A 20012-nucleotide genomic window follows, 5' to 3' on the forward strand; every position below is an offset into this window, starting at 1 on the left:
CAGCCGATATCGATCAATGCCGCGAGATTCGTGGCAGGAAGATCGTGAACAGGCCGAGCAGCGGCAGATACGAGCAGATCGTGTAGACGAAGGAGATGCCGTGCGTGTCGGCAAAATCTCCGAGCGCTGCCGCGCCAAGGCCACCGGCTCCGAAGGCGAAGCCGAAGAAGATGCCGCCGATCAGCCCGACGCGGCCGGGAATCAGTTCCTGCGCAAAGACGACGATCGCCGGGAAGGCCGAGGCCAACACGAGGCCGATGATGACGGTCAGGACACAGGTCCAGAACAGGTTTGCATAGGGCATCATCATCGCGAAGGGAATGACGCCGAGGATCGAGAACCAGATGACGAAGCGGGCGCCCAGGCGGTCGCCGACCGGGCCACCCATGATGGTACCGACGGCAACGGAGCCGAGGAAGAGGAACAGCATCAGCTGCGCATCGCGGACATCGAGATGGAACTTGTCGATGACGTAGAAGGTGAAATAGCTCGAAATGCTGGCCATGTAGACGTTCTTCGTTGCCGTCAGCAGGATGAGGATGGCAAGCGCCCACATCGCCTTGTTGCGCGAGATCGGCAAAGCGCGGCTCGGCGCGGGACGCGCCGACTGCTGGCGACGGTGATTGACGAACCAGTTTCCGACCCAGCTCAGAACGATGAAACCGATGACGGCCAGCACCGAAAGCCAGGCCACGCTCTTCTGGCCGTGCTGCAGGACGAAGAAGGCGGCGATCAGCGGCCCGATTGCCGAACCGGCATTGCCGCCGAGCTGGAAGAGCGATTGCGCCAGGCCGTGACGTCCGCCGGACGCCAGACGGGCAACGCGCGACGCCTCCGGATGGAAGACCGCCGAACCGAAGCCGATCAGGCTTGCGGCTATCAGAAGCACGCTGAAACTGCCGGCATAGCCGAGCAGCAGCAGGCCCGAAAAGGTGCTGACCATGCCGAACGGCAGCGAGTAGGGCATCGGCCATTTGTCGGTGACGATGCCGACCACCGGCTGCAGCAGCGATGCGGTAATCTGGAACATCATCGTCAGCAACCCGATCTGCACGAAATCGAGCGCGTAATTCTCTCTGAACATCGGGTAGAGCGATGTCAAAAGCGACTGCATCGTATCGTTCAAAAGATGGCAGGTACTGACCGCCATAACGATCGACATCGTCGTCTTTTCATATCGGGCCTGCGTACCCGAAAATGCCGCAACCATGGGAGGATTCCTTGCCTGTGTCGACCGCCTTGCCGACCATATTGTTTCTTCCGCCTTTAACACGGCTTGCGTGTGTCCTTCTTTCGTGTTTTGGTCCAATAGTTTCTCGATCGGGCCAAAATGGAAAAGCTATCGAAACAGTTGCTGGCAACCCTCGACAACGATCATGTGCAGAACATGCGCTGGATGGAGGATTCGCCCGCCGATGTGCTTGTCCATAGCGCCGAGCCGCCGCAGGGCTATACCGTTCCCTGGCACCATCATCGCCGCACGCAATTGCTTTGCATCTTCGCCGGCGTGGCCCTGATCATGACGGCGCGCGGCCGCTGGATGGTGCCGCCTGGTCATGCTCTCTTCATCCCTGTTGGGCTGGAACATTCGATCGAGATCCTGAGCGATGTCAGCATGAAATCCGTCTACGTGACGCCGCGTGGCCAGCCGCCGAAGGATGAGGCTCCGCGCGTCGTCGAAGTTACGGATTTCGCCCGCAGCCTGCTGTTGGAGGCCATTCGGTTGCGAGAGGCGCCGGTCAGTCATCGAAAGGCACGGCTTGTCCTGTCTCTACTCGTCGAGGAAATCGCGACCCTGCCGGAGCGTCCGCTCGGCCTCCCCTTCCCCTCCGACCGTCGGATGGCCGTGCTCTGCCGCGACTATCTGTCCAACCCGTCGCCCAACGCCAGGCTCGACGATTGGGCCGAGAAGCTTTCGGTAAGCCGCCGAACGTTCACACGGCAATTTCGCAAGGAAACCGGCATCAGCTTCACCACATGGCGCCAGCAGGCGAGCGTTTTCGCCGGCCTGCCGCAGCTTGCCGAGGGCCAACCCGTCACCAATGTCGCACTCGAAGCAGGCTACGAAAGCGTAGCGGCATTTACCACCATGTTCCGCCGCATGCTCGGCACCTCTCCGCGCAGCTATATGGCCAACCGCTGGACGTTTGAGCGGCAATCGGCTTGAAGCTCCTCTTGAAATGATCGGACGCTTCCGGCAAACAGCGCCAGAGCGGCTCAACCTTTCAAGTAATCTCCGAGCCGCTCTATCTCTTTGTTTCCTTGCAATTCCGGACGGAAAACCGCTGCGCACTTTTCCTGGAATTGCACCAAGAGCGAGGGCAAGCATATGCGGCATATCCACATCGTCGGCATCGGCACGGGAAATCCCGAACATCTGACCGTGCAGGCGATCAATGCGCTGAACGCCGCCGATGTCATCCTCATTCCCAGCAAGGGCGCGGCCAAAAGCGAACTTGCCGACGTCCGACGGGAGATCTGCCAACGCTATGTCACCCATCCCGCCACGCGCTTCGTCGACTATGACGTGCCGTCACGGCAGACGGCGGAGCGCAGCTATGTACAGAGCGTCGACGAGTGGCATGACGCGATTTCCGCGACCTATGAACGGCTGTTCCTGGAGCACCTGACGGAAAGCCAAAGTGCTGCCTTCCTCGTCTGGGGCGATCCCGGCCTCTACGACAGCACCTTGCGCATCCTCGAGCGGGTCGTTGCGCGCGGCAATGTCGCTCTCGACTATAGCGTTGTTCCCGGCATCACCAGCATCCAGGCGCTGACGGCAAGCCATCGCATCCCGCTCAATCTCGTCGGTAAGCCGGTGCAGATCACCACCGGCCGGCGGCTGGGCGAGAGCTTTCCCGGCATTGCCGAAACGGCCGTCGTTATGCTTGACGGCGAGCAGGCCTTCAGCAAGATCGACGATCCCGATGCCTATATCTACTGGGGAGCCTATCTCGGCACCAAGGACGAGATCACCATCGCCGGCCGGCTGGCGGATGTTTCCGAGCGCATTCTTACTGTTCGGGCCGAAGCCCGCGAGCGGCACGGATGGATCATGGATATTTATCTCATGCGCAAGGGACACGATTTCGACGATCTCGAATAAGCGCTGAGTAGCAAATCGTTTGCCCGCCGATCCGGTTTGTGCAAGGAAATGTGCCTTATGAAGGGCAGTTTATGGTAGCGGTCGACACGCAGACAATGGAGGAACAAGCGTGCTTCTCTCAGGAGGGAGCTGCCGAGGATGGCGTTGCGTCGCCTCTGCCCTCCATGGTTCGCGGTGCGTGCCCCTCCTTGAGCGCGCCGATGCAGACGGGCGACGGGCTGCTCGTGCGCTTGCGGCCCTCGACGCCAGGCCTGACGGTTGCGCAGTTCCGCGCCTTGGCCGAGGCTGCCCAAAAGCATGGCAACGGCTTGATCGAAATCACGGCGCGCGGCAATCTCCAGCTTCGCGGTATGAGCCCGGAAAGCATGGCCGGGCTGGCCACCGATATTGACCGCGCCGGTATCAGGCCGGAGAGCGGTGTTGCCATCGAAGTCCCGCCGCTCAGCGGCCTCGATCCATCGGAAATTGCAGACGCACGCGGGCTCGCCGAGCACCTGCGCAGCGCCATCGATGCCCTTCATCCCAAGCCGCTGCTCGCTGCCAAGCTCGCCATTATCATCGACGGCGGCGGGCGGCTGGTCCTCGACGACCTCTCGGCGGATATCAGGCTGAAGGCCGTCAAGCTTGCTGATGGCCGTCGACTGTGGGCACTCGCGATCGCCGGAGCGGCGGTGACGGCCACGCCGCTTGCCGCTTTGCCGGACGAACAGGCGATTGCCGGCGTCATCACGCTGCTGAAAACCTTGGCTGCGATCGGACCCCGCGCACGTGGCCGCGATCTGGACATCGCCACTCTGCGCGCCCAATTTCCCGCCGCGCCAGCTCTTGCACGCAGCGAAACCATCTCTTCAGCCTCCCCCGTCGGCATTATTCGTCTCGGTAAGGAACAATCCGCTCTCGGTCTACGGCCGGTTTTCGGGCAGATCCATGCCCAGGATCTCATCCGCTTTCTTGGGCTGGCCGAGGCGGCGGGCGTTCGTGAAATCCGGACGGGACCGGAACATAGCCTGTTGCTGCTCGGCCTTCCGCGTGATCGGGTCGAAAGTCTCCTGGCTACGGCAGCCGATTGCGGCTTTCAGACGCGCGCCGACGAGCCGGCAAATTATGCCATCCCATGCTCCGGCGCCGGCGCCTGCGCTTCCGCCCATTATGCCACGAGACAGGCCGCCGCTGATCTGGTCGAAGTGGGTGCCGACCTGCTGGACGGCTCGCTCAAGGTGCACCTGTCCGGCTGCACAAAAGGCTGCGCCCATCCGTCTCCGGCAATGCTGACCATCGTCGGTGCTGCAACAGGCTATGCTATTGTCGTAAATGGGTCATCATCAGCGGAGCCCGTGGCTTACATCCACAAGGAAGACCTGAAATCGGCGCTGGCTGCGCTCGGGAAACTGGTACGAAACAAAGCTGCTGGCGAATCGGCACAGCAGTGTCTTAAACGGCTCGGCCGGGACGCAATCGCGACGGCTTTACGACAGGGATAGAAATGCCTGACTATGACTATATCCGCGAGGGGGATGCGATCTACGAACGCTCCTTCGCGATCATCCGCAGCGAAGCCGATCTCACGCGTTTTCCCGAAGCCGAGGCCGATGTCGCAGTGCGCATGATCCATGCCTGCGGACTGGTGGAAGCAGCACAGCATTTCATGTTCTCGCCCGATTTCGTCGCATCCGCCCGCAAGGCGCTGTCTGCCGGCGCACCGATCTTCTGCGATGCTGAAATGGTCGCGCGCGGCGTCACGCGCGCCCGCCTGCCGGCCGCCAACGAGGTGATCTGCACTTTGCAGGATCCGCGCACGGCGGACATCGCAAAGACCATCGGCAACACGCGCTCGGCTGCCGCCATGCATCTGTGGGCCGATCGGCTTGCCGGCTCGGTCGTCGCCATCGGCAACGCGCCGACCGCCCTCTTCCACCTTCTGGAAATGCTGCGCGATGGCGCGCCGAAGCCTGCCGCCATCATCGGCATGCCCGTCGGCTTCGTCGGCGCGGCGGAATCGAAGGATGCGCTTGCCGAGAACTCCTACGGCGTTCCCTTTGCCATCGTGCGCGGCCGGCTTGGCGGCAGTGCCATGACGGCAGCCGCCCTTAACGCTTTGGCGAGGCCGGGCCTATGAGCGCGCCTTCAATCGGAAGCCTGATTGGCGTCGGCACCGGCCCCGGCGATCCGGAACTGCTGACTGTCAAGGCCGTCAAAGCCTTGGAGCGTGCCGATGTCGTCGCATACTTTGCCAAACAGGGCAGAGGTGGCAACGGAAAGGCCATTGTCCGCGACCTGCTGAAAGCGGACGTGACGCTGCTGCCGCTCTACTATCCCGTCACGACGGAGATCGATAAGGACAAACCGGACTATATCGGCCAGATCACCGCCTTCTATGACGTCTCGGCCGAGATGGTGGCGGCGCATCTGCGCGAAGGAAAGACGGTTGCCGTGCTCAGCGAAGGTGACCCGCTTTTTTACGGCTCCTACATGCATCTGCATGTGCGCCTTGCCGATCGTTTTCCTACCGAAGTCATACCGGGCGTGACGGCCATGTCCGGCTGCTGGTCGCTTGCCGGATTACCGATGGTTCAGGGAGACGACGTACTCTCCGTGCTGCCGGGAACGATGGCGGAAGCCGAGCTTACCCGCCGCTTGGGCGACACGCAGGCAGCCGTGATCATGAAAGTCGGCCGCAATCTGCCGAAGATCCGCCGCGCGCTTGATGCGGCCGGTCGGCTGAACGAGGCCATCTATGTCGAGCGCGGCACGATGGCGAACGGCGCGATGGCGCCGCTTGCCAGCCGCGACGATGCCGAGGCGCCCTATTTCTCGCTGGTTCTCGTCCCCGGCTGGGAAGGACGGCCATGAGCGGGCGCCTCTATGTCATCGGCACAGGCCCCGGCAATCCCGTACAGACGACGCCGGAGGCATTGAATGCGGTTGCCGATGCCCATGAATTCTACGGTTACGGCCCTTATCTCGACCGCCTGACGCTTCGCGGCGATCAGATCCGCCAGGCATCCGATAATCGCGAGGAGCTGGATCGCGCCAAGCTGGCGCTGCAGCGGGCCGCAGCCGGCGTCAATGTCTGCGTCGTTTCCGGCGGCGATCCCGGCGTCTTTGCCATGGCTGCCGCAGTCTGCGAAGCGATCGATCACGGCCCGGCGGAATGGCGGACGGTGGATCTGGTTGTCGTGCCTGGCATTACGGCCATGCTTGCCGTGGCGGCGCGCATCGGTGCGCCTCTCGGTCATGATTTCTGCGCGATTTCGCTGTCGGACAATCTCAAGCCCTGGCCGCTGATCGAAAAACGGCTCCGCGCCGTCGCAGAAGCGGGCTTCGTGATCGCGCTCTACAATCCGATCAGCAAGGCGCGGCCCTGGCAACTGGGCAAGGCTTTCGAAACCCTGCGCGCCGCGTTGCCTGCAGACACGCCGGTCATCTTCGGACGTGCCGCCGGCCGCCCCGACGAGCGCATGACAGTGGCGCGGCTGGCGGAGGCACAAGCCTCGCAGGCCGATATGGCAACCTGTGTCATCATCGGTTCGGCCGAGACGCGCGTCATTACTCGCGAAGGACGCCCGGATCTGGTCTATACGCCGCGTTTCATCAGGGAAGAGACGAGATGATCGATCCGATCGAGCGCAGCATCGACTGTTTCGACCACCGGCAAGCCAGCAGTCTCCGCGCGCTCGACCATGATCACCCTGATGCCGAGCTGCCTTGTCGCCTCGATCTTCCCGTAGGTCGCGTCACCGCCGCTATTCTTAGCGACGACGACCTCGATTGCATGCCGTTGCAGCACATCCAACTCGTCGGCCAATCGGAACGGGCCCCGGCTGTGGATGTAGCTGACATGCGGCACAGTCAGCGGCGGCTCGACGGGATCGACGCTGCGGACCCAATAATGGTGTTGCGGCGCCGCATTCGCCTGATGCGCCTCCTGCCGGCCCGTCGCCAGGAAAACGCGCAGAGGTGCCGCACCGAGCGCGGCTACGGCCTGCGAAACGCTATGCACCGACAGCCAATCGTCTCCTTCCACCGGCAGCCAAGCGGGACGGCGCAACGCAAAGGCCGATACATCGCATTGAGCAGCCGCCTGCGCGGCATTGGCGGAGATGCGGGCCGCGAAGGGATGGGTGGCGTCGATCACCAGATCGATCTTTTCATCGCGAAGATAACGCGCGAGCCCTTCCGCTCCGCCAAAACCGCCGCTGCGCACCGGAACGGGCTGCGGGGCTGGATCGGCGGTCCTGCCGGCAAGCGACAGGACAACGTCGAGATTGGCGCGGGAGGCAAGGGCTGCCGCGAGCGCTCGGGCCTCCGTCGTACCGCCGAGGATCAAAATGCGGGCCTTGCCCATGGCTGAGACACCTTCAATTCAACGCTGGCTTACTCTTATCGGCATCGGCGAGGACGGTCCAGCCGGCATCGGCGACGAAGCCAAACGGCTGATCGCCGAGGCACCGGTCGTTTTCGGCGGAGCGCGCCATATCGAGTTGATGAAGCCGCTCATCATCGGCGAGACGCAGGTATGGCTCTCCCCATTCGAAAGATCGGTAGAGGCGGTGCTTGCCCGGCAAGGCAAACCGACAGTGGTTCTCGCCTCCGGCGATCCCTTCTTCTACGGCGTCGGCGCGACGCTTTCACGGCACATTCCGGTCGCTGATATGACCGTTATCCCGGCGCCCTCGTCCTTCAGCCTTGCGGTATCCCGCCTCGGCTGGCCCTTGCAGGAAACCACAATCCTCTCGCTCCATGGACGGCCAATCGACCTCATCCGGCCACATCTGCATCCCGGCCGCAAGATCCTGGCGCTGACCTCAGACGGCAAAGGTCCCGCCGAATTGGCCGCCCTGCTACAGGCTTCGGGTTTCGGTCAGACCGAGCTTACGGTTCTGGAAGCACTCGGCGGCCCGCATGAGAAGATCTCTCGCCAGAGTGCGGCCAATTTCACCCTTTCCGGCATCAACGATCTCAATCTCTGCGGGGTCGAGGTCAAGGCTGACGCCGGCGCGCGGATTTTGTCGCTGAGCGCCGGCCTGGCGGATGAGCTTTTCGAGCATGACGGCCAGATCACCAAGCGGGAGATACGGGCAATCACGCTATCGGCCCTGGCGCCACGCCATGGCGAGCTGCTCTGGGATGTCGGCGCAGGTTCCGGCTCAATCGGCATCGAATGGATGCTGGCCGATCCTTCGCTGCGCGCCATCGCCATCGAGGCATCAACTGAGCGTGCGGCGCGTATCCGCCGCAACGCTGCGAATTTCGGCGTGCCGGGCCTGACCATTGTCGAAGGCGAGGCGCCGAATGCGCTTGCTGGCTTGCCGGCACCGGATGCGATCTTTATCGGCGGCGGCGGCAGCGATGCTGGCGTGCTCGATGCCGCCATTGGCCAATTGAAAAGCGGCGGCAGGCTGGTCGCCAACGCCGTTACCACCGAAATGGAAGCCCTTCTGCTGGCCGAACAGGCACGCAGGGGCGGCTCGCTGATCCGTATCGATATTGCGCGCGCCGCACCCGTCGGCCGCATGACCGGCTGGCGGCCGGCCATGCCGGTGACGCAATGGTCGTGGACCAAGCCCTAATTCAGAATGAGGTAGAGCGATGACAGTGCATTTCATTGGCGCAGGCCCCGGAGCCGCCGACCTGATCACGGTACGCGGCCGGGATCTCATCGGCAAATGCCCGGTCTGCCTCTATGCCGGCTCGATCGTTTCGCCGGAGCTGTTGCAATATTGCCCGCCCGGTGCCCGGATCATCGACACCGCGCCGATGTCGCTCGATGAAATCGAGGCCGAATACCTGAAAGCGGTCGCCGCAGGCGAAGACGTCGCGCGCCTGCATTCCGGCGATCTCTCGGTGTGGAGCGCTGTCGCCGAGCAGATCCGCAGGCTCGAGCAACATGGCATCCACTATACGCTGACCCCAGGCGTTCCCGCTTTCGCGGCTGCCGCCTCTGCGCTTGGCCGCGAACTGACCATCCCGGCCGTCGCCCAGAGCCTGGTTCTGACGCGGGTCTCCGGCCGTGCATCGCCCATGCCGAACAACGAGACGCTGAAAACATTCGGCGCGACCGGCGCGACGCTCGCCATCCATCTGGCCATCCATGCGCTTCAAAAGGTCGTCGAGGACCTGACGCCGCTTTACGGCGCGGATTGCCCGGTCGCGATCGTCGTCAAGGCATCTTGGCCGGACGAACGGATTATTCGAGGCACGCTTGCCACGATCGAGGAAAAGGTCGCGGCCGAACCGATCGAGCGCACCGCATTGATCTTTGTCGGCCCATCGCTTGGCGCCAGCGATTTCCGCGAAAGCTCGCTTTACGACCCGACCTACCAACGTCGCTTCCGCAACCGTCAATAAGCCTGACACCGTTGCAAATCGCCTCGAAATTTCCTCTAGTCGTTGCCAACACGCTGTGGGGAACGAGGATCACGACATGCAACGCATTACCATCACCATCGATGACGATCTTCTGGAGACGATCGACAAGATCAGCGCGCACCGGGGCTATGCCAGCCGCTCCGAAACCTTGCGCGATCTTGTTCGCGACGCGGTCACCCGCGCGCAGCCGACGGTTGACAGGGAAGCCAGATGCTACGCCACGCTGACCTATGTCTATGAACACGAAACCCGCGATCTGTCGCGCCGGCTCACGACGGCACAACATCATCACCACGATCTCTCGGTCTCGACACTTCATGTCCATATCGATGGGCATGATTGTCTGGAAGTCTCCGTGCTGAAGGGCAAAGCGGAGGAGATAATGACCTTCGCCGACAGCGTGGTGACGCAGCGCGGCGTACGCTTCGGCAACCTGCACATCATCCCCTCGGACCACGGCGCAGATCACCCCGAAACGCATTCGCATGATTGAGGGGGTGGATCGGTTGCCCGCGGACTACCGCGCCGATCAGAGCTGAGCCGCGATATAGGCCATGCTCTCCTTGAGGGCGGCAACCGGCTCCTTCAGGGCATGGACCGTCGGGGCAAAAGGCTCAAAGGATGCCGGACCAACGTAACCGCCAGCGATCAACGCCCGCAGCTGGCCGACATTGTCGAGACGATCTTCGGCGTCGACGAGAACGCGATGCGGGTCGCGCATGTCGTCCACCGAGATGTTGGGATCGGTGACGCCAGAAATATGCACGAGGCCCGTCAGCTCGGGGAAAATTGCTGCCTCGCCGGCCAGATGATGATGGAAGGTATCGTGCACCAGGCAGAAGGTGGACTTCGCGCCCAGTTCCTCGATCGCGGCGGCCGCTTCGCTCTTCAGGCGCAGCGAGCAGATTTCGAAGCCGAGCGGCTCGACGAGACCGATGATGCCGGCCGCTTCCAGCATCGGCTTCAGCGCCAAAAGCGATTTGCGAAGATTGGCGCGGCGCACCTCCGGCTCACGGCCGCTGCCGTCATTGACCGGAACGAGAACGAGCGCTCTGGCGCCGCAATCGCGCGCATAATCGATCAGCTCCGCCGCTTCCCGGGCGCGCTCGTCGTTCCATTCATTGAACCGCTGCAGCGCGTTGATGGAGATGATCGTGACGCCTTCGCGCGCCGCAAGCTCCTTGACGACCGTTGCCGGCGTACCGTCGAGAATAGCGTTTCCGGCAAGATCGTTGCGGATCTCCACGTTGTCGATGCCGAGCTCTTTTGCAGCGGCGAAGAACGCCTCCAGCTTCAGGGACGGCACGCACATATGATTGAGCGCGAAGCGGATGGAACTCATGATAGGCACTCCTCCTCAAGGCGTCCGGCCACAAGAGACATTTCCAGATCGCCGCGCCTGTTTCTCGAAGGACTAGCGGCATTCACGTCTTTCTTCCATCGTTCCTAGCCATCATTCTTGATAGAATTATTGGCAAAATGATGGAACTCCATCATGAATGCTAGATGTTTTCCGAAACGAAGATTTCAAACGGCAGAAAACTTTGTCCGGGCACGGCCGCCTCATCGCTCTCGACGGACCTGATCATCAGGCTCATCAACTCCTTGCAGAGCGCGGGCAATGGGGTGCCGATCGCCATGGCGACGACGTCGTCGGCAAGTGCAGCCCTCGATTCCGGCGTCAACTCGTTGACCACGGCGATCAGCTTGCCCGATAAGCGCTCCTCGCGAATGGCGGAAATCGCCCCTTCCATGCCACCGCCGCAGACATAGAAGCCGATGAGGTCGGGGTGCTTCTGCAGCAGATCGAGCGTCGCCTCATGGGTGATCTCCGGTGTGTCGAGGTTGATCAGCGTATCCAGCACCTCGAACTCGGGAGCATTTTCGCGGAAGTAAGACCGAAAGCCGATTTCGCGCAGCTCATGACCGAGGAAGCGATGGCTGCCGACGAAACAGGCGACCTTGCCGGGACGGCGCGCCGAACGCGCGATGATCCAGGCCGCCGTACGCCCCACCTTGCGATTGTCGACGCCGATATAGCCCTGACGCGCCGTGGTGGAGAAATCGGACAATAGGGAAAAGACGGGAATGCCCTTTTCCTTCAGCTCCTCGATCGTCGCCGTGACGCCAGGATAATCCGGCGCGACAAGTGCAACGGCCTGGCTGCGGGCCGCCATCGCCTTCAATCTCTCGACGATCGCCGTCGGCGTCGATGCGGTTACGAAATCGACCTGAGCGTTGATCCGCGCTGATGTGACCGCCTGCGCGGCCGTGGCGATCTCCTTGGCAAAAGCCTGGTAGAAAGCCTGAGCCGGCTTCTGCAGGACGAAACCCAATCGATATTGCGGCAAGTCCTCGAAGACGCGCTGACGCAGCAGACCGACGGCGTGGTAGCCGATCTCCTGCGCCGCCTCGTAGACCCGCCTTGCCGTCTCCTCGCGGACACGATGGCGTCCGTTCAGCACGCGATCGATCGTCGCGACGCTGACGCCGGATGCCTTAGCAAGATCCGATATGGTGGGGCGACGCATGGCTGCTCCTGAGATATGTCATCATTCATGACATCAGAGTTTGATGTACTTTGATAGATTCCATCATTCCCGCATTGAGGCAAGCGAAAAGTCGATCTATCGTTTCCGGCATCGAGGGCGAGACGCCGTTGCGTATCGCGGGAGGCAGGAATGACGACGACAATCAAGCGGGATTACGATCTGCTCGGCGAAAGCGGCAGGCGGGCAGTTGAAACGGGGCTTGCTGCCGCCGAATGGTATCACACGGACATCGCGCGAAAGGACATGAAGGCGCTGATGCAGCGATCGGACGCGCCTGCGATCCGCGACACCGTCGTCTGGCTCGGCAGCATGGTCGTCTTCGCTGCGCTCGGCGTCTATTTCTGGGGATCCTGGATCTGCATCCCCTTCTTCCTCGCCTATGGCGTGCTCTACGGTTCTGCCTCCGACAGCCGCTGGCATGAATGCGGCCACGGCACGGCCTTCAAGACGCGCTGGATGAACGACGCGGTCTATCAGATCGCCTGCTTCATGATCATGCGCAATCCAGTGACCTGGCGCTGGAGCCATGCGCGCCATCACACCGATACCGTCATCGTCGGCCGCGACCCGGAGATATCAGTCATGCGGCCGCCGGATCTCTTCCACCTCGTTCTGAATTTCTTCGGCATCGTCGATGCCTGGTACGCAATGGTCGATATGCTGCGCAATGCAAGCGGCGTCATCAGCTCAGCGGAAAGAACCTTCATTCCCGAGATGGAGCAGCCGAAGGCTATTCGCATCGCCCGCATTTGGCTTGCGATCTATGTCGCAACCATTGCAACGGCGATCGCCATGGGTTCAATCCTGCCGCTGATGCTGATCGGTCTTCCCCGGCTCTATGGCGCCTGGCATCACGTCCTGACCGGACTGCTGCAGCATGGCGGCCTTGCCGACAATGTCATCGACCACAGGCTGAACAGCCGCACCGTGATGATGAACCCGGTCAGCCGCTTCATCTACTGGAACATGAACTATCATGTCGAACATCACATGTTCCCGATGGTGCCCTATCACGCGCTTCCGAAGCTGCATGCGATGATCAAGCACGACCTGCCGGCTGCCAATCCATCCATATGGTCCGGCTATCGCGAGATGATACCGGCATTCCTGCGGCAATTGCGCAATGAGGACTATTTCCTGAAGCGCGAGCTGCCATCGACCGCGCGGCCCTATCGCGAGGAATTTCACGGCGAGCTGCCGGCTGCCGCCGCTCAATAAAATCGGACATCCAAAGGGAGGAAAATATGAGCAGCTGGATCGAAGTCTGTGCCGTTGACGCGATCGACGAAGAGGACGTCATCCGCTTCGACCATGATGGGCGAACCTTCGCCGTCTATCGCAGCCCCGAAGACGATTATTTCGCCACCGATGGCCTATGCACGCATGAGAAGATCCATCTCGCGGACGGTCTGGTCATGGACAACATCATCGAATGTCCCAAGCACAATGGCCGCTTCGACTACCGCACCGGCGAAGCCAAGGGTGCTCCGGTCTGCCTCAACTTGCAGACCTATCCGGTCAAGATCGAGAACGGCACCGTCTTCATCGGGCTCTGAGGAGGCAAGCGTGGCGCATTTCGTCATTATCGGAGCCGGAGAATGTGGTGCCCGTGCCGCCTTCGCGCTTCGTGAAAAGGGTTTTGGCGGCGATATCACCCTTATTGGCACCGAGCCGCTGGCGCCGTACGAACGCCCGCCCCTTTCGAAAGGCAGATCGGCTGAGGCGCCCGAGCCAAAATTTATCGCCGCATTGGAGCGTTATCGCGAGCAATCGATCGACCTCAGGCTCGACACGACGGCGGCAGCGATCGATCCCGCCACAAAGACGATCCGGCTCGCGGATGGAGAAACGCTCAGCTACGACAAGTTAATGCTTGCAACCGGAGCCTCGGCGCGCAGCTTTCCCGGTGTCGACGGCGCGTCGCAGCGCATCCGCGTGCTGCGCACCCATGCGGATGCGGTGGCCTTGCATGCAGCCCTTCATCCCGGACGGCACATTGCCATCATCGGCGGCGGCTTCATCGGCCTTGAGCTGGCGGCAACTGCGCGCATGCGCGGCGCCGACGTCACCGTCATCGAAGGTCTGCCGCGCGTCTTGAAGCGCGGCGTGCCGGAGGCGATTGCCGGGGCCATTACCGAACGTCATCGTCAGGAAGGTGCTGACATCCGCTGCGGCCAGAGCATCGAAGCCGTACAGGAACAAGCCGGCAAAGCGATCGTCAAGCTCAGCAACGGCGACGTGATCTCCGCCGATGTTCTGCTCGTCGGCATCGGCGCCTTGCCGAATGCCGCGCTTGCCGCCGAAGCCGGCCTTGCGATCGACAACGGCATCGCCGTCAACGAGCGGCTGGAGACCTCCATTGCCGACATTTATGCGGCGGGCGATTGCTGCTCGTTTCCGTTGGCGCTTTATGGCGGCAGGCGTGTACGCCTCGAATCCTGGCGCAATGCGCAGGAGCAGGCCAATCTTGCCGCCGCCAATATGCTGGGAGACGGCGCGGAAATATCCGCCGTGCCATGGTTCTGGTCCGACCAATATGACCTGACACTGCAGATCGCAGGCCTGGCGGATGAGGCGGTCACCCATGTGCGGCGCGACCTCGATGACGGGGCATTCATCCTCTTCCATCTCGCTGCAGACGGGCGGCTGCTCGCCGCCAGCGGTATCGGCCGCGGCAATGCCATCGCGCGTGACATCCGCCTCGCCGAAATGCTGATCGCCGCCCGCGCGCATCCGGATCATGCCGCGCTAGCGGCAAGCTCCGTCAAGCTGAAGTCATTGCTAGCTGCATAAGATCGCGCTTAAGACCTTGACGAAGGACGGCGAAGCATAAATGTCTTCCCATCACGGCAAACGGGGAAAGCGATGAAGATACTCGGCATTTCAGGCAGCTTGCGCAAAGGCTCTTTCAACACGGCCCTGCTCCACGCGGCGGTCGAACTAGCGCCAAGCGGTGTCGAACTGATCGCCCGCACCATTCATGGCGTGCCGCTCTATGACGCCGATTTCGAGGCCGCGGAGGGCATTCCTGAAAAAGTTCGGGAACTCAAGGAGCTGGCCATATCAGCCGATGGGCTGATCCTGTTCACACCGGAATACAACAATTCGCTCCCGGGCGTCTTCAAGAACGCCATCGACTGGATGAGCCGTCCCTCCAGCGACATCGCCCAGGTCTTCGGCGGCAAGCCGGTCGCCGTTCTCGGAGCCTCCCCCGGCAATTTCGGCACCATCCTCAGCCAGAACGCCTGGCTGACGGTCCTGCGCACGCTCGGCGCCGATGCCTGGTTCGGCGGCCGGCTGATGGTGTCGCGGGCCGGCAGCGTCTTTAATGAAGAAGGCGTACTCATCGATGAGAAGGTCAAACACAATCTCACAACCTTCATCGAAGGTTTCAGCGCCTTCGTCGCGGATCGCAAAAAGGGGTGATGGTTGCTCTCCGGCGGGACCGGAAGGCAAATATGATCCTATGATTGACACCGCGAATAGCCTGGAACATTTCCGCTTTTCTTCGAATCGCGAAAACGCTCTATCTTCTTATTTTTACGCATTCCGGACGGAAAACCGCTGCGCACTTTTCCTGGAAATGCTCTAATGTAACCACAGCGCCGGGAGTCCCGGCGCCTCCAGGGCCTCGCACATCTTCTTCCTTCGAAAATCATGAAATCCAATAGAGCCGGTTACGTCTTCACGCTGTTGGCCATCAGCATCTTCGCCATACAGGACGGCATATCCAAGCACCTCGTCAGCGCCTATCCGCCGCTTCTGGTGGCGATGATCCGCTATTGGGCCTTCATGCTTTTCGCCATCGCCATGGCCTCGCGCGCGCCGGGCGGATTGCGACGCAACGTCAGGACCAAACGGCCTCTCCTGCAGATCGCCCGCGGCCTGCTGCTCGCCGCACAGATCGTCGTCGCCATCTCATCCTTCGTCATCGTCGGACTGGCCCATTCGCAGGCGATCTTTTCGTCCGGCCCGCTGATGGTGGCGCTACTCTCCATACCGATCCTCGGAGAAAAGGTCGGCTGGCGGCGTTGGCTGGCGATCTGCTTCGGCTTCGTCGGCGTCCTCTTGATCCTGAAGCCGGAAAGCGGCGTCTTCGACGCACGGTTCCTGGTGCCGCTATTCGGCGCGCTGCTGTTTTCGTTCTATGTCGTCCTCACCCGCTATGTCAGCCGCGAAGACGGCGCCATGACCAGCTTTTTCTATACGGGTGTTGTCGGCGCTGTCGCGATGAGCTGCATCGGGCCATTCTTCTGGACGACGCTGGCGCCCCATGACTGGATCTTCATGGGTATTCTCTGCCTGACGGGCGTGTCGAGCCACTATTTCCTCATTCGCGCCTACGACCTGCTCGATGCCGTGGTGATCCAGCCGCTGACCTATCTGCAGCTCGTCTTCTCCGCCATTATCGGCGTTGCCATATTCGGTGAAAAGCTGAGCGCGCCCATGATCATGGGCGCGCTCATCGTCGTGGCGGCGGGCATATTCACGATCTGGCGTGAACATGCCCTGGCAAGGTCCCGGCTCAAGGCCGGCAAGGCATGAGTGAATTACGCATCCACCTGGGCGCGCGGCTGCGGCTCGGTGTAGTAGCTCACATATTTCTGCCGATAGCGCTCCGTTCCGCCGAAATCGCTGTAGCGCGGCAGTTCCGACATGTCGGTCTTATTCAGGATGACGCCGAGAATACGTGAGTTGATCTGCGGCTCCTGCTCGAGCACGTCGCGCACCAGGTTGGTCGGCGTCGCACCCCACTCGGTGACGAGCAGGAAGGCATCGACCTGCGGTGCGAAGGCCTTTGCATCGATGATCGGGCCGAGCGGCGCGAGATCGACGACGATATAGTCAAACATCTTGCGCGCGTTTTCCATGAGATGCTGCATGCCTTGCGATGACAAGAGCTCGCTGGTGTGCAGCAGCTGATCGCGCACCACGACCGGCAGGATGGCAAGCTTGGTGCGTGGATCGACCTTCACGGCATTCGTCCACGGCACTTCGCCGAGCACGGCTTCGATGAGCCCCGCCTGCGGCGGCGACCTCAGCGTGCGGCTGAGACCCGGATTGCGCAAGTCGGCGTCGATCAGCAGCGTGCGCTTGCCGCTGCTGGCAAGCAGTGCGGCAAAATTGGCGGCCGTCGTCGACTTGCCCTCGCCCGGCAGCGCCGAGATGACGCCGATCACGCGATCGGCCCGTCCCTGCAGCATGACGTCGCTCGCGAGCTTCGCATTCCTCAGGGTCTCGGCGAAGATCGAGCGCGGCGCCTCGACCGAGATGCGCATCATCCGCTCGAAGGTAACACCGTTTTCGACCTCTTCCGCCGTTACCGGCTCCGCTCCGGCATTGGTCTTGCGCCGTTTCTTCTTGCCTGTGGCCTGTTGGCCGAGCAATGGCAGATAGCCAAGGAACTTCAATCCAAGCGCGGAGCGCACGTCGGCTTCAACGCGGAAGAACCGATCGCGGAACTCCTGGAATGCGGCCACGCCGCAGCCGACCATCAGGCCGAGGATGATCGAAAGCGCCATGACAAGCGTCTTCTTCGGGCTCGACGGAGCTGTCGGCACGCCGGCGACCGAGATGACGCGCGCCTTGGCGATCGGGAAGGATCGCTGCTGGCTCGCCTGCTCGAAGCGGCCAAGGTAGGATTCATAAAGGGTCTTCAGCGCCGTCGCCTTCTGGTTCAGCTCATTCAGGTGAACCAGCGACTTGTTGGCTTCGGAATTCTTGCCGACGACGTTTTCGATGCTTTCGCGCAGCGATACCGCCCGCGATTGCGCCACATCATACTCGTTCTTGTAGCTCGCCGTGAGCTGCTGAAGTTCCTGATAGATCTGCCGCGTGATGTCCTGCCGTTCGGCGTGAAGCGCGACGGCCTGCGGATGGTTGGCACCGAAATTCTGCGTGATGTCCTGCTCGCGCTTTTGGACAGCGAGGTAACGCGTCTTCAGATCCTGCAGCACCGAATTATCGGTCGAACTCGACGAGATGGTGGCGTTCTTGACGGCGTTGTCGGGACCTTGGTCGATGATCGACTTATATTGATTATAACGAGCGGCTGCGCTGGCCGTATCGGCCTGGGCGATGATCAGCTGCTTGTTTAAATCGGAAATCTGCTGTTCCGACATCAGCTCGCCGCCGGTCGAGGTCAGCCCATTGTCGGCCTTGTATTTCTCGACTTCGAGCGAAGCCTCCTGCGCACGCTGGCGCAGGTCGTTCAGACGTTCCTGCAGCCAGACCGATGCCCGTTCGGTCGCATCGAAATTGGCGTTCAGCTGATCGGTCAGATAGGCGTTCGCATAGGCACTCGTGACGCTGGCGGCGAGCCGCTTGTCGGTCGAGCTGAAGGAGACGGCGACGACCGAGCTTCGCGTAACGCGCTCGACCTTGAGGCTCTCCTGCAGGACGGCAGCGACTTTCTGGCGCTGGGCCTCGCGTTGCTGCTCGGGCGTCATCGGGGGACGGGCCGGCGTAAAGACGCTGACGATCAGGCCAATGCCGGATTTGAGCAGCGCCGCTGGCGACATCGGCGGATTGAGCAGCGTGTTATTGTCGGCAAGACCGGCCGTGTCGACGACACGCAGCGCCATCTCGTTCGATTTCAGGATTTCGACCGCGCTGGCGATTTCCATGTCCGCCTGTTGGCTACTGGCCGCCGGCGGCTGATCCTCCGCATATTTCGTCATGCTTTCGTCGAGCAATATCTGCGTCATCGAGGTGTAGCTCGATGTCGCTGTCAACAGGTAGGCGACAGCCAGAATGACGAAAGCGGCCACGGCGAAAATAATGGTGCGGATGCGGCGGCCAATGACCGCCATCAACCGATCGAGATCGATGAAGCCATCCTGCGATTCCGCTTGCGGAAGAGCGCTGTGGAAAGTGAAGTTCTTCTGATGCATGGCGACCACCTTGTCGGAGAAGCCTGAATGAAAATAAGCCAGCCCGCGGCCTTCTCGGCCGCAGGCCACGATGTGAACAGGCTTAAGCGGCAGTCATCTGCGCTTCGTGCGAGACGACCAGGTTGCGGATCGAATCATAGACCAAGCCGCCGATATCGGCGCGAGCGAGCGCAAAGGCGACGTTCGCTTCGATGAAGCCGTGCTTGGACCCGCAGTCGAAAGTGCGTCCGTTATACACCTGGGCATGGAAGGACTGCGTCTCGGAAAGGCGCAGCATGCCGTCGGTCAGCTGGATCTCGTTGCCGGCACCGCGCTCCTGACGGGCCAGAATGTCGAAGATCTCTGGCTGAAGAATATAACGGCCATTGAGGTAAAAGTTTGAAGGCGCCTCGGAGGGGTGCGGCTTTTCGACCATTTTGGTCACGGCAAAGCCGTGCCGCACCGCGGCACCCTTGCCGATGATGCCGTATTTCGACGTCTCTTCCGGAGCGCATTCCTCGACGGCGAGGATATTACCGCCAACCTCGTTATAGAGCTCCATCAGGCCGGCCATGCAGCCGCGCATGCCATAGCAGAGCATGTCGGGCAAAAGCAGCGCGAAGGGCTCGTTGCCGATCATGTCACGGGCGCACCACACGGCGTGACCGAGACCGAGCGGAGCCTGCTGGCGGGTGAAGCTGACGGCACCCGGCCGCGGCAGAAGGCGCTCCAGCTCGGTAACCTGATGGCTCTTGCCAGCCCGCTGCAGCGAGGAAATCAGCTCCGGCGTGTCGTCGAAATGATCTTCGATCGCCGACTTGTTGCGGCTGGTGACGAAGACGATGTGCTCGATACCGGCTTCGATGGCTTCATCGACGGCATATTGCACGACCGGACGATCGACGATCGTCAGCATTTCCTTCGGCATTGCCTTGGTGGCAGGCAGGAAACGTGTCCCGTTTCCGGCAACCGGAATGACTGCTTTTCTCACACGATGCTTGGGGTCCATGGCTCTATCCTTTGTTAGAGTGAGGGCCTGCGCCCATATTGGGCAGGGGCGAGGTAAGTTGAGAGGTGGGCGTCGGCTGGCCGCCGCTCCGCAGAGAGGCAGCC

General features: G+C 61.7%; 20 protein-coding genes. 14 read left to right on the forward strand and 6 right to left on the reverse strand.

Annotation, left to right across the window (positions count from 1 at the left end; translation table 11 throughout):
• Positions 1-13: 13 nt before the first annotated feature.
• Positions 14-1210, reverse strand: a complete 1197-nt coding sequence (locus tag ACPYOP_RS25670; RefSeq protein ID WP_481413087.1) for an MFS transporter — start codon at positions 1208-1210, stop codon at positions 14-16.
• Positions 1211-1330: 120 nt separating this feature from the next.
• On the opposite strand from ACPYOP_RS25670, the gene ACPYOP_RS25675 reads away from it, so the two are divergent.
• From ACPYOP_RS25675 to ACPYOP_RS25700, 6 genes are all read left to right on the forward strand, one after another.
• Positions 1331-2167, forward strand: a complete 837-nt coding sequence (locus tag ACPYOP_RS25675; protein ID WP_481413088.1) for an AraC family transcriptional regulator — start codon at positions 1331-1333, stop codon at positions 2165-2167.
• A 162-nt stretch (positions 2168-2329) separates the two neighbouring features.
• Positions 2330-3106, forward strand: a complete 777-nt coding sequence (cobF, locus tag ACPYOP_RS25680; RefSeq protein WP_481413089.1) for a precorrin-6A synthase (deacetylating) — start codon at positions 2330-2332, stop codon at positions 3104-3106.
• 71 nt (positions 3107-3177) lie between these two features.
• Positions 3178-4587, forward strand: coding sequence for a precorrin-3B synthase (gene cobG, locus ACPYOP_RS25685; protein ID WP_481413090.1), 1410 nt, complete (start codon positions 3178-3180; stop codon positions 4585-4587).
• A 2-nt stretch (positions 4588-4589) separates the two neighbouring features.
• Positions 4590-5222 (forward strand): precorrin-8X methylmutase, encoded by a 633-nt coding sequence (locus ACPYOP_RS25690; protein WP_481413091.1) that lies wholly within the window; start codon positions 4590-4592, stop codon positions 5220-5222.
• Positions 5219-5956, forward strand: coding sequence for a precorrin-2 C(20)-methyltransferase (locus ACPYOP_RS25695; RefSeq protein ID WP_481413092.1), 738 nt, complete (start codon positions 5219-5221; stop codon positions 5954-5956). Before ACPYOP_RS25690 ends, ACPYOP_RS25695 begins: the two co-directional genes overlap by 4 nt.
• Positions 5953-6717, forward strand: coding sequence for a precorrin-3B C(17)-methyltransferase (locus tag ACPYOP_RS25700; protein WP_481413093.1), 765 nt, complete (start codon positions 5953-5955; stop codon positions 6715-6717). Before ACPYOP_RS25695 ends, ACPYOP_RS25700 begins: the two co-directional genes overlap by 4 nt.
• Here the strand turns inward: ACPYOP_RS25700 and ACPYOP_RS25705 are convergent.
• A complete protein-coding gene (locus tag ACPYOP_RS25705; RefSeq protein WP_481413094.1) occupies positions 6681-7451 on the reverse strand; it encodes a cobalt-precorrin-6A reductase in 771 nt (256 codons plus the stop codon). The genes ACPYOP_RS25700 and ACPYOP_RS25705 overlap by 37 nt on opposite strands.
• On the opposite strand from ACPYOP_RS25705, the gene cbiE reads away from it, so the two are divergent.
• From cbiE to nikR, 3 genes are all read left to right on the forward strand, one after another.
• Complete coding sequence (gene cbiE, locus ACPYOP_RS25710; protein WP_481413095.1) at positions 7435-8676, forward strand: precorrin-6y C5,15-methyltransferase (decarboxylating) subunit CbiE; 1242 nt, start codon at positions 7435-7437, stop codon at positions 8674-8676. The two genes, ACPYOP_RS25705 and cbiE, sit on opposite strands and share 17 nt — an antisense overlap.
• Before the next feature lie 19 nt (positions 8677-8695).
• Complete coding sequence (gene cobM / locus ACPYOP_RS25715; RefSeq protein ID WP_481413096.1) at positions 8696-9454, forward strand: precorrin-4 C(11)-methyltransferase; 759 nt, start codon at positions 8696-8698, stop codon at positions 9452-9454.
• A gap of 76 nt (positions 9455-9530) precedes the next feature.
• A complete protein-coding gene (gene nikR / locus ACPYOP_RS25720) occupies positions 9531-9968 on the forward strand; it encodes a nickel-responsive transcriptional regulator NikR (RefSeq protein WP_481413097.1) in 438 nt (145 codons plus the stop codon).
• Positions 9969-10004: 36 nt separating this feature from the next.
• Here the strand turns inward: nikR and ACPYOP_RS25725 are convergent, their stop codons facing one another.
• Together ACPYOP_RS25725 and ACPYOP_RS25730 are read right to left on the reverse strand one after the other, a co-directional pair.
• Positions 10005-10817, reverse strand: a complete 813-nt coding sequence (locus tag ACPYOP_RS25725) for a TIM barrel protein (RefSeq protein WP_481413098.1) — start codon at positions 10815-10817, stop codon at positions 10005-10007.
• Between the two features lie 160 nt (positions 10818-10977).
• The gene (locus ACPYOP_RS25730) at positions 10978-12006 is read right to left on the reverse strand and encodes a LacI family DNA-binding transcriptional regulator (protein WP_481413099.1); all 1029 of its coding nucleotides are present in this window, start codon (positions 12004-12006) and stop codon (positions 10978-10980) included.
• A 150-nt stretch (positions 12007-12156) separates the two neighbouring features.
• On the opposite strand from ACPYOP_RS25730, the gene ACPYOP_RS25735 reads away from it, so the two are divergent.
• From ACPYOP_RS25735 to ACPYOP_RS25755, 5 genes are all read left to right on the forward strand, one after another.
• On the forward strand, positions 12157-13245 hold the full coding sequence (locus ACPYOP_RS25735) for a fatty acid desaturase family protein (RefSeq protein ID WP_481413100.1): 1089 nt from the start codon (positions 12157-12159) through the stop codon (positions 13243-13245).
• Between the two features lie 26 nt (positions 13246-13271).
• Positions 13272-13583, forward strand: a complete 312-nt coding sequence (locus tag ACPYOP_RS25740; protein WP_481413101.1) for a MocE family 2Fe-2S type ferredoxin — start codon at positions 13272-13274, stop codon at positions 13581-13583.
• A 10-nt stretch (positions 13584-13593) separates the two neighbouring features.
• The gene (locus ACPYOP_RS25745; protein ID WP_481413102.1) at positions 13594-14820 is read left to right on the forward strand and encodes an NAD(P)/FAD-dependent oxidoreductase; all 1227 of its coding nucleotides are present in this window, start codon (positions 13594-13596) and stop codon (positions 14818-14820) included.
• A 72-nt stretch (positions 14821-14892) separates the two neighbouring features.
• Positions 14893-15453 (forward strand): NADPH-dependent FMN reductase, encoded by a 561-nt coding sequence (locus ACPYOP_RS25750; RefSeq protein ID WP_481413103.1) that lies wholly within the window; start codon positions 14893-14895, stop codon positions 15451-15453.
• 231 nt (positions 15454-15684) lie between these two features.
• Positions 15685-16572, forward strand: coding sequence for a DMT family transporter (locus tag ACPYOP_RS25755; protein WP_481413104.1), 888 nt, complete (start codon positions 15685-15687; stop codon positions 16570-16572).
• A 5-nt stretch (positions 16573-16577) separates the two neighbouring features.
• On the opposite strand, the gene ACPYOP_RS25760 is transcribed toward ACPYOP_RS25755, so the two are convergent.
• A complete protein-coding gene (locus tag ACPYOP_RS25760; protein WP_481413105.1) occupies positions 16578-18920 on the reverse strand; it encodes a polysaccharide biosynthesis tyrosine autokinase in 2343 nt (780 codons plus the stop codon).
• An 82-nt stretch (positions 18921-19002) separates the two neighbouring features.
• A complete protein-coding gene (locus ACPYOP_RS25765; RefSeq protein WP_481413106.1) occupies positions 19003-19908 on the reverse strand; it encodes a UTP--glucose-1-phosphate uridylyltransferase in 906 nt (301 codons plus the stop codon).
• Positions 19909-20012: the final 104 nt, after the last annotated feature.

The sequence above is a fragment of the Rhizobium sp. KNZ2-6A genome (assembly GCF_056755475.1).